The organism is Spirosoma validum (assembly GCF_014699035.1).
GTDB lineage: Bacteria > Bacteroidota > Bacteroidia > Cytophagales > Spirosomataceae > Spirosoma > Spirosoma validum.
The window spans coordinates 41,571-52,590 of sequence record NZ_JACXAA010000026.1; the positions used below are offsets into that span (position 1 = coordinate 41,571).

7 protein-coding genes are annotated in these 11,020 nt (G+C 48.6%); 6 read left to right on the plus strand and 1 reads right to left on the minus strand.

Annotation, left to right across the window (positions count from 1 at the left end; genetic code table 11):
* The first annotated feature begins 107 nt into the window (after positions 1–107).
* The 6 genes from IC230_RS32490 to IC230_RS32515 are packed head-to-tail and all read left to right on the plus strand — an operon-like array spanning position 108 to position 9,591.
* Positions 108–3,392 carry a family 78 glycoside hydrolase catalytic domain gene (locus IC230_RS32490; RefSeq protein ID WP_191043257.1) on the plus strand — a complete coding sequence of 1,095 codons (3,285 nt, stop codon included), beginning with the start codon at positions 108–110 and terminating at the stop codon, positions 3,390–3,392.
* Between the two features lie 14 nt (positions 3,393–3,406).
* Entirely contained in the window at positions 3,407–6,139 is a 2,733-nt protein-coding gene (locus IC230_RS32495; protein WP_191043258.1) for a family 78 glycoside hydrolase catalytic domain, read from the plus strand.
* 30 nt (positions 6,140–6,169) lie between these two features.
* Entirely contained in the window at positions 6,170–6,916 is a 747-nt protein-coding gene (locus tag IC230_RS32500) for an SDR family NAD(P)-dependent oxidoreductase (protein WP_191043259.1), read from the plus strand.
* 3 nt (positions 6,917–6,919) lie between these two features.
* Complete coding sequence (locus IC230_RS32505) at positions 6,920–7,543, plus strand: cyclase family protein (RefSeq protein ID WP_191043260.1); 624 nt, start codon at positions 6,920–6,922, stop codon at positions 7,541–7,543.
* Between the two features lie 13 nt (positions 7,544–7,556).
* Positions 7,557–8,573, plus strand: coding sequence for a zinc-dependent alcohol dehydrogenase (locus IC230_RS32510; protein WP_191043261.1), 1,017 nt, complete (start codon positions 7,557–7,559; stop codon positions 8,571–8,573).
* A 55-nt stretch (positions 8,574–8,628) separates the two neighbouring features.
* Positions 8,629–9,591 (plus strand): C-terminal binding protein, encoded by a 963-nt coding sequence (locus IC230_RS32515; RefSeq protein ID WP_191043262.1) that lies wholly within the window; start codon positions 8,629–8,631, stop codon positions 9,589–9,591.
* Between the two features lie 3 nt (positions 9,592–9,594).
* Here IC230_RS32515 and IC230_RS32520 read toward each other — a convergent pair whose 3' ends face one another.
* Entirely contained in the window at positions 9,595–10,506 is a 912-nt protein-coding gene (locus IC230_RS32520) for an AraC family transcriptional regulator (protein ID WP_191043263.1), read from the minus strand.
* Positions 10,507–11,020 lie beyond the last annotated feature (514 nt).

Genomic DNA, 11,020 nt, shown 5'->3' on the forward strand with positions numbered 1-11,020 from the left:
TATAGAAAAATTAATACATATTAAATACGAAAAGCGCACTCATTAGTCGCAACAACTTTTCGGCTTATAACACTAGCTGGCTGTTCACTACTTTTCAAGCGTTACCAATGAAGATTCTATGGTTTAGTTTTCTGGCTCTGTTAGTTACCTTTTTAGCCTATGGTGGTAATCAAAATACTGATCTGAAAATTAGTAATCTACGAACCGAGTATTTAGTAAATCCTGTTGGGCTTGACGTCACACAGCCCCGCCTGAGTTGGGAATTGGTTTCTGCTAAGAGAGGACAGTCTCAGTCGGCTTACCAGATCTTAGTTAGTATTGATTCCCTATCCCTGGTAAACGGTGCCGCTACTATATGGGATTCGGGAAAAGTGGAATCTGACAGAGCCAGTCAAGTGAGGTACACCGGCAGCAAGCTGGTTTCCAGGACCACCTATTTCTGGAAAGTCCGCGTTTGGGATGCCGGGAAGAACGTTAGTTCGTGGAGTGCTATAGCTAGCTGGTCGATGGGACTGCTCAATAAGGAGGACTGGCATGCACACTGGATTGGAGCGCCGGAAGAAAATGTACCTGACAGCGCAAAATTTACCATTTGGCACAGCTTTCAGTCGGGTTCTAGCGCTGCCGAGAATGCTGGCAATCAGTGGGTCGATGTTGATTTGGGCTTGCAACAGGAAATTCGTCAAATTAAACTCTATCCCGTAGATTATAAACTTCACGCCAACGGATATTTATTTCCCAAACGTTTCAAAATTTTGGTATCGGCTACCGCTGACTTTAAGAAGCCAACGGTAATTGCGGACGAAAGCGCTCAGGATTACGACCAGAAAGGGCTGGAACCGTACAGTAAACTGATTACGCCCGTTACAGGTCGATACATCCGGGTAGTCGTCAGCAAACTCAAAAAAACGGCTGAGGGTAAGTACGCTTACGCCTTCGCCGAGTTGGAAGCCATCAATGGCAGTTCAGAAAATGTTGCCCTGAAAAAACCGGTCGTCGCATCCGTTCTGTACGCTACGTATCCTGCTTTTTCAGGGGAAAAATGGACCCCGGCAAAATTGACGGATGGCGCTTACGCAGGCAGCTCGGCTAATCGCAAACCCTTCAAATCGTCCATACCCGCATCGCCTTTGTTACGTAAGACCTTCACGGTAACGAAAAAAGTGAAGCAAGCCACCCTCTACGCGAGCGCTTTGGGCATGTATGAGATGACCATTAACGGAAAAAAAGCCGGGAATCAGGTTTTGGCACCCGAGTGGACCGACTACCACGAACGCGTTCAGTACCAGACCTACGATGTCACCAAGTCCCTGAAAAAGGGCGTCAATGTGATGGGTGCGATGCTGGCAGATGGTTGGTACGCCGGTGGCCTTTTTTCCCATCCTGACCGGGGGGCGTATGGATTCGACCGGCGGTTGATCGGGCAGTTGGAACTGCTGTTTGACGATGGTACCCGAACGCAGATCGTAACCGATGCTAGCTGGAATCTATTGGAGAACGGGCCGGTACAAACGGCGTCCATCTTCGACGGAGAACATTTTAATGCGAAACTATTACCCGCCAAGTGGATGGAACCGGATTTTGACGACGCTGCGTGGAAACCAGCTACCGTTGACAAAACCATCTCAAAAACACTCAACGCCCAAGGCAACGAACCGATCAGAGTTATCCAGGAGATTACGCCGGTGAAGGTGGTCAGGGTGAAAGACGATACGTACATCGTTGACCTGGGGCAAAACATAGCGGGGTGGGTAAATCTTAAAATTCCGTACAACCCAAAGCAACCCATTACGTTCAGGCATGGTGAAGTGCTGGACGAAAAGGGGCAACTCTACGTTAGTAATCTGCGGGCAGCTAAACAGATTGACGTATATACACCAGGGTTAGAAGCCTCCATTGACTATGAACCCCGCTTTACGTATCATGGATTTCGATACGTTGAGATTTCCGGCCTCACCCAGGAACCTAAATTAACCAACGTAACAGGGAAAGTGGTCGCGTCGGCTGCGCCCTTAGCCGGTACGTTCGAGAGTTCGTCGCCTGATCTTAATAAATTGTGGGCCAATATTTTATGGACCCAGCGGGGGAACATGCATTCGGCACCGACCGACTGTCCGCAACGGGATGAGCGGGCGGGGTGGATGGGCGACGCCCAGGTGTTTGCCCAGACGTCTATTTTCAATCTGGACATGAGTGCCTTTTTCACCAAGTGGGTGCGGGATATTGCCGATTGTCAGCGAGCCGACGGACGTTACCCGGATTATACGCCACAGGTCGATAAGTGGAATCGCTATTGTAATGCCCCCGGCTGGAGCGATGCGGGTGTCCTGGTGCCCTGGCGAATGTATGAGAACTATGGCGATACGGCAATCTTGGCCCGCCAGTACACGTCGATGAAAGCCTACATCCAGCACATTCTTAACACCAATCCGGATTTGTTGTGGAAAAATGAGCGAGGAAACATGTACGGCGATTGGCTGAATGGAAACACCATTATTGCTGACGACTATCCGAAAGAGGGTGGTAAAGTTGATAATGATATCTATTCAACGGCCTTTTTTGGTCATTCAACCCGAACCGTCGCCAAAGTTGCCAGGCTACTTGGTCATCAACAGGATTATACGTTCTATGACTCGTTGGCAAACGCAATAAAGGCGCGGTTTGTCAGCCAATACGTGGCCGGAGACGGTACCATTGCCGGCAATACGCAGGCGGCTTACGCCCTGGCGCTGGATTTTGACCTGGTGCCTGAAAAGCTTCAGAAACAGGCCGCGGCCCATATGGTACAGGCCATCAAAGCGTATGATTACCGGATCTCGACCGGTATTCAATCAACGATCCGTTTAATGAATCAGTTGTCGGAATATGGTTACGCCGATGTGGCCTACAAATTACTCGAAAGCCGCCGGTTTCCTTCCTGGATCTACTCGATTGACCAGGGGGCAACCACCATTTGGGAGCGCTGGGACGGCTACGTGAAGGGTCGCGGCTTTCAGAACGTAGGTATGAATTCATTCAATCATTACGCCATCGGCGCCGTGGGCGAATGGATGTACCGAAGCATCCTGGGCATTAACGCCGATTCGGCTGGCTACAAGCACTTTACAATTAAACCGCGTTTAGGCGGCAGCCTGACCTGGGCCAAAGGGTCTTATCAGTCCATTGCCGGAAAAATTGCCGTAGACTGGAAAGTCGATAAGGGCACCTTCCAGTTATCCGTTCAGATTCCACCGAATACAACGGCTACCGTGTTCCTGCCATCCGGGAAAAGCATCAGCGAAAACGGGCAACGTATCGCAGGATCAAAAGACATCCGGATTCTTGAAACCACCGATGCAGGTACGGCCTTACGCGTGCCATCCGGTAGTTATGCGTTTAGCGTAGCCTTATGAAGTAAGATAAAACGATGAAGGGTAGAAAAATAACGTTACTGGTCGTCTTCCTGCTTAGTTTAGGTCATACCGTAAAAGCGCAGATGCGGGTGGTTGCCGCCTTATGCGGCAATCGGGCTAATCCAGTGGGTATTAATCCCAGCGATCTGTTTTTCTCCTGGGAAATGCAATCCCCGAAACAGGCCGTCATGCAGTCGGCGTATCAATTGGTTATTGCCTCGTCGAAAGCGAATGTAACGGCTGGCAAGTTTGATGTATTCAATACCGATGTGGTGAAAAGCAATCGTAGCATTCAGGTTCATTATTCGGGGAAAGCGCTTCAGTCGGCGCAGACGTATTTCTGGAAAGTTCGGGTGTGGGACACGGATAAAAAGTCATCAGCCTGGAGTGCCACGCAACAGTTCACAACGGGAATCTTTACCCCGGCGGATTGGAAAAATGCCCGCTGGATTGGCTACGAAGATATGCCCGATTCTGGTCGAATTGTACCTTTTGTTCACCTGAAAATGAAGGCGGGTGATCCCCAAATTTTCAAAAACGCCCGGTCTCCGTTACTACGTAAAGAATTTACAACGGCCAGAAACGTAGCGAAAGCGCTCTTGTTTATCAGTGGTTTAGGCCATTATGAGGCTAGTATCAATGGCAGACGTATCGGAAACGCTTTCTTGGCTCCCGGCTGGACCAGCTATGATAAAACCATCCTGTATAATACCTACGACATTACCGGGCAACTACGTCCCGGAAGCAATGCGATTGGGGTTATGCTGGGCAACGGTTTTTACTCCATTTCGCAGGAGCGGTACGTGAAAGGAACGGGCACATTTGGTAACCCCAAACTGATTGCCTTGCTGAAAATTACGTACACCGATGGCAGTACAGAGCATATCATTTCTGACAAAAGCTGGAAAGCAACCCCGTCGCCCATTACGTTCAATACCATCTATGGCGGGGAGGATTATGACGCCCGCTTAGAGCAAAAAGGCTGGAATAAGGCGGCTTTTTCGGATAAGACCTGGAACGATGCCGTTCTTGTGACCACGCCAACGGGTAAATTACTCCCCGAAATCGATTACCCCGTTCTGTTTCTGGATTCGTTATCCGCGAAAAAAACGACGGTGGTCGGACAGAATACCGTCGTGTACGATTTTGGCCAAAACTGTTCGGGGATTCCCCGCATAAACGTAACAGGGAAAGCGGGACAGACGCTGAAAATTACGCCGGCTGAGTTGCTTCATGCGGACGGCACCGTCAATCAGGCGGATGGCGTTACGCCCCATTCGTATTCGTATACGCTAAAAGGCGACGGAGAAGAAATTTGGCAGCCCCGATTCTCTTACTTTGCTGTTCGATACGTTCAGATCGAAGGAGTCCGGGTCAACAAAGAGGAGTCCAGTCAACTGCCACTGGTCACGGGGTTGACCGTGCTTCACAACCGCAATGCCGCTCCGCGAAATGGTACGTTTGCGTGTTCGAATGGGCTGTTTAACCGGATCTATACCCTTACGGATTGGGCGATAAAAAGCAATCTTCAAAGTTACATCACCGATAACCCCCAACGGGAAAAACTAAGCTGGCAGGGTGAGCAGAATTTTATGCGCACGGCGATCAATTATACCTACAATGTGTACAACCTATACCGCAGTCTGATCCAGAACATGACCGACGCGCAGCACGAAAATGGTCTGGTTCCCGACATTGCCCCTGAGTATGTAAAATTCGAAGGCCCTTTTGTTGATTCGCCCGAATGGGGAACAACGGCTATCCTGGATTCCTGGTTTTTGTATCAGTTTTACGGGGATACGTCGGTGGTCCACAAAACCTACCGGATGATGACCCGGTACGCGGATTTTCTGGAAAGCCGGGCTGTTGACAATCTGCTGCTCTATGGATTGGGCGATTGGCTGGATATTGGGAAAGTGACACCAGTCGGTATCACTGCTACGGCCTATTATTACCATTCCATAACCGCCTTAAGCCGAATGGCGGAGTTGATCGGAAAATCGGAAGATGCCGCGCGTTACCGGAATCTGGCGGCCGGTATAAAAACGGCCTTCAATAAAAAGTTTTTCAACCCGGATAAGAAGCTCTATGCGACCGGTAGCCAAACCGCTATGGCGATGTCGCTTAACATGGGTCTGGTAGAGGAAACGTATCGAAAAGACGTACTGAATAAACTGGTGGCAACCATTCAGGCGATTGACGCCAACCGACTAACCGCTGGCGATGTTGGAAACCGGTATCTGATCAAAGCGCTCTACGAAAATAGTAACCCTGAAACGCTGTTCACCATGACCAATCGCGACGACGTGCCGGGATATGGTTATCTGCTGAAAAAAGGAGCAACGGCACTGGTCGAAACCTGGGATGGCAAATCATCTCAGAACCAACTGGCTATGGGACATATTCTGGAGTGGTTTTACGAGGGCATTGCCGGTATTGCTCAGGAGGAAAATTCCGTCGCGTTTAAGCACCTAAAACTTCGTCCCCAGCCTGTCGGTGATCTGACATGGGCCAGGGGCAGTTTCCATTCGCCATATGGCTGGATAAAAACCAGTTGGACCAAAGCCGCCAGTCGATTTAGCTATCAGGTAGACATTCCCGTAAATACCACAGCAACCGTTTATTTGCCAGCGAAGACTGGTTCAAAAATTTATAAAAATGGGAAAATCGTCCGGGATTATAAAATCGAAGCGGACAGGGCTCTGCTGGAATTGGGTTCAGGTACCTATGTACTAACCGTCGAATGATCAACGTACTAGAATGAATTTGACGAACCGATGAGAGGATTAAAAGACAAAATTATAGTCATTACCGGTGGCCTTGGCGATCTGGGTTATGCCACCGCTATACGAATGGCCGAAGAGGGTTGTGTGGTTGTTATGGTTGATCTTCAGCCCGATACGGATCAGAAAGCAGCAGCCTTGGGTGCTCATTTCTGGCAACTGGACATCAGCGATGAAGCGGCCGTGGATAAAACCTGCGCGGCCATTGAGCAAGCCGTTGGCCCCGCCCACGTACTGATCAATACCGCAGCCCGGTTTATCTTCAAAGGGGTAGACGCTACAGCCGACGAGTGGCAACAGATCAATGCGGTAAACATTGGCGGTACGTCGCTGATGGCCAAATACATCGTTCCGCAAATGAAAAAGAACGGCGGTGGCAGTATCATCAATTATTCATCGGTGAGCGGCTTTGTCGGGCAAGCCAATTTTGCTACGTACAACGCCACCAAATTCGCCATTCGGGGGCTAACCAAATGTTGGGCGCAGGATCTGGCGCCTTCTGGTATCCGGGTAAACACCCTTTGCCCTGGCTACATCTACACCAGCGCCTTCATTAATTCATGCGAAAAATTAGGCCTGGACATCGACGAAGAAGATCGTCGGGCTTCGGCGATGCACTTACTGAACCGGCAGGGACGTCCCGAAGAAGTAGCCGCAGCAGCCGCCTTTCTGGCCAGTGACGATTCTTCCTTCATTACCGGCAGCGACTTACTGGTTGATGGCGGCTATTTAGCTAAATAAACTATGAAACTTGTCGATCTTTCCCATCCACTGGTACACGGGCAGCAAACGTTTCCGTCTGACCCGAAGCTGAGCATTGTTCCGCACGGAACTACCCGAACGTTGAAATACAACATTACGCAAATCGTTATGGGGTCGCATCAGGGAACGCATCTGGACGCGATGTATCACTTTCTGGACGATGGCAAAACGCTGGACCAGATGCCTTTGGAATGGTTTTATGGGAAGGTGCACGTACTGCGTATTCCCAAAGAAGCCCGGGAAGAAATTACCGTCGATGATTTTTTGCCGTATGAACAGCTGCTGGTTCCCGAGGCTAAAATCATCTACGATACGGGCTGGTACAAACACTTCGGGAAGGATGATTTCTTCGAAAATTTTCCGTCGCTGACCCAGGAAGCCAGTACGTATCTGGCCGACCGAAATATCCGGATGCTGGGCATGGACACCCCAACGCCCAGCCGCGACTGGTATGAAGTACATCATATCCTGCTGAAAAAAGAAATCGTCATTGTGGAAAGCCTGACGAATCTGGATCAGGTTCCTGATGAATTTACCTTCATGGGGTTTCCGCTCAACTTACAGGGCCGTGATGGCTCCCCCATCCGAGCCGTGGCTCAATTCTGAACGTCAACTCCCTATGAAAGCACTGTTTTATCCGGAGTTTAAAAAACTCATGATTGCCGAACGACCAGTACCTTCTTTTTCCGAGGATGAAGTCTTGCTGAAAGTACTGGCTTGTGGCATTTGCGGGAGTGAGCTGGAAACCTTTAAAAACCAAAGTCCGCGCCGTGTCCCGCCGTTAATAATGGGCCATGAGTTTTGCGGAACCGTTGAGGAGATTGGTGCCAACGTAGTGGGCTATACGAAAGGTGATCGGGTAGCCAGTAATAGCGTAGTCTCCTGCGGAACGTGTGACCCCTGCAAACGTGGCTTGACGAACTTATGCAAAAACCGGCAAATTTTCGGGATGCATCGGGGGGGGGCTTTTGGGGAGTACGTGAATGTACCGGCCCATTGCTTAGTGCCGATGCCGGAGACTATTACGCCACAAGCCGCCTGTATGGCCGAACCGTTGGCCAATGGTATTCATATCGTTAACCTCACCCGGCATTTAAACCCTAAAAAGGTTCTGGTGATCGGCGCCGGACCCATCGGACTGGTTACGCAGCAGGCCTTTCAATCCCTGCTGGGCGTAGCGGTGTACGTAGCCGATCTGCGGAATGAACGGCTTTCCATTTCGCGAAAACTAGGCGCTACGGCCACCATCAATTCCTCGGAGGAAGACCTGGTTTCCGCTATTAATCAATTTACGGACAATGAAGGAATTGATCTGGTTGTCGATGCTGTGGGGAATTTCCAAACGAACCAGCAGGCCTTAAAATCCATTCGGCCTGGCGGGGCAATTGTGCTCATCGGTCTCTATGAAAACTCCCAGCCATTTTTTACGTACGACATTATTTTATCTGAGAAGCAAATCATCGGCACCTACGCGGCCACGCAGCAGGAAATCAATGAATCACTGCATCTGATCGCTTCCGGGAAAGTCGACGTAACGTCGTGGGTTCACTATTACTCGCTGGATAACGGGGTGACGGCCTTTACCGATATGCTGATGGCAAAGGCGGCTCACGTCAAATCGGTTATCCTTTTTTAAACCTCTTTTTTCGCCAGACTTTTGCTGGTACGTATCATTTGACACTAACTTTTTTATGGATAGCAGTTCTAAAAAAATTGTCATTACGGATCACGGCTTCTCGAATATCAACCCGGAAAGGGCGGTGTTGGAACAATCGGGGTATGAACTGATCGACGCCCAGTGTAAAAACGAAGCCGACTTGCTAGCAGCAACCAAAGATGCTTTTGCCCTGATCGTCCAGTGGGCACCGATCACGGAAACCATCATCCGAAACCTGGATCAGTGTCGGCTTATTGTCCGCTACGGTATTGGCGTTGATAATCTCGATCTGAATGCCGCCAGGGAACGACAAATACCGGTTTGTAACGTACCGGATTATTGCATCGATGAAGTGTCTGATCACGCTATGGCCTTGGCGATGGCGCTACACCGGCAATTACTATCGACGGATAAGCGGGTTCGGGAGGGCGTTTGGAAAATAATTCCTCCCGGTACGGTTCCTGCCTGTAAAGACGCCTTATTTACGACGCTGGGCTTCGGACGGATCGCGCGGGTTGTCCTCAAAAAAGCCGCTGCGTTCACCTTTAAACTGGCCGCCTTTGATCCATTTGTGAGCGAAGAAGATATGCAGGCGCTGGGGGTCCAAAAAATAACATTTGAGGAGGCCCTGGCTAATTCGGATATTCTCTCCCTGCATCTGCCGCTCAACGACAAAACCTATCACCTCATTAACCGGGAATCGTTATTGAACATGAAGTCGAATGCGGTATTAATCAATACGTCCCGGGGTGGGTTGATCAACACAATTGACTTAGCGCAGGCATTGACAGAAAACAAAATCGGTGGTGCCGGTATCGATGTCTTTGAGCAGGAACCGCTTCCGGATGAGCACCCGATCCGTCAGGCTCCCAATACGATAATCACCTCGCATACGGCCTGGTATAGCCAACGTAGCATTCCGATTCTTCAGCAATTTGCCGCCGAAGAAGTGTTGAGACTTATAAACGGAGAACCGCTAAAAAATCAGGTGGCGTAATAGTTATTCAGCCGGATTGTTTGCCTGAAGCTGGTATAGTGACGCCTGAAGGTACAAAGACCTGTGCTTTAGCTGGAACTGTTTCGGTGACAGCTCGGTATAGCTTTTAAACTGTTTGTTAAAGTTTGACACGTTCTGAAAGCCACATTCAAAACAAATCTGCTGTATACTAAACTTGTGCAACATCAACAGTTTGCAGGCATAGCCAACTTTCAGTTCATTCACAAATTGTGAAAATGGCTTTTGCATTCGTTGTTTAAAATACCTGGAGAAAGCCGTTGGACTCATATTGGCAATATCGGCAGCATCGGTCAATCGAATAGAGGATTTAAAATTATTCATGATGTAGGCATGAACCTTATTTAATCGATCATTCGTGTTTTCATTGATATATTGGTTGTACCCCTCGCTGGACAATAAGATCAACTCTTCAGAATCAGCTAACAAGCTAAGAATTTGTAATAATTTGATTAATTTATTAACACCGCTCAAAGCCTGAATCTGATACATATGATCGATAATGGCGGTCTGAGTTTTCCCCATTATTTTGATTCCTCGCTGGGATAGTTGTAGAAACTTTTCTACCGCATATAGTTCGGGCGTTGTAAAAAAAGTTTTCCCTAAAAAATCTTCTTTAAAATGGATAACGAGCGCTTCTGATGACTGGTTTTTCTCTTTTGAAGGATCGGTTTTCCAGGTATGTGCTAAATTCTTTCCAATAAAAATCAGATCGTTTTCCGTGTATCGATCAATATGGTCACCAACAAATCGGGTTCCGGAGCTTTTAACGATTAGCGTTAATTCGTATTCGGAATGGTAATGCCATAAACCCGGAAAGGAGCCACTATACGTAAAGTGATTAACACTGAACGAATCAGTTTCTGTTTTTTTTACCTTTAATAGAAGCGGGTCCATAGTTTGTCTTTTCAAACAGCTAATCATTTTGAGGAAAAGTAATTCTTTTTCAATTACGAAATTGTTCAACGACTAAGGCCTGGATATCCATTTGTTTTTAGCTTGCTTATTCCCGAATCGTTACGGTAGGCCGCTAAGCCGCTAAGCGAAACGCAAAGCCGAAATGGGTTTATATTCTATTCCGCACGGGCGGCCCTAGCCTTTGCTCGATTTTTCAAATGTATCACTCGCCGGTTGGGCATTGAGGCCAGCAAGCAGTAGTCAGTATTCCTTGGCTAGCAGGGCGCTCTGGGTAATTAAAATGAATAAACAAGGCATGGGCGAATTGAGTAAACGGGAGTTAGTCAGAGAGCAAAGTTAGTACCAGCCCAACTCTTACTGCTATCAACAAATACATCCATGGTTCGTTAGCTTTAACAATTATTTTTACCATCGATTGTACGTCGTCAAATGAAAGTGGACAGTTGCGGGTGAAAAGAGAAGAGACGGTTTTAGCCACTTTGAACTCGCTGAA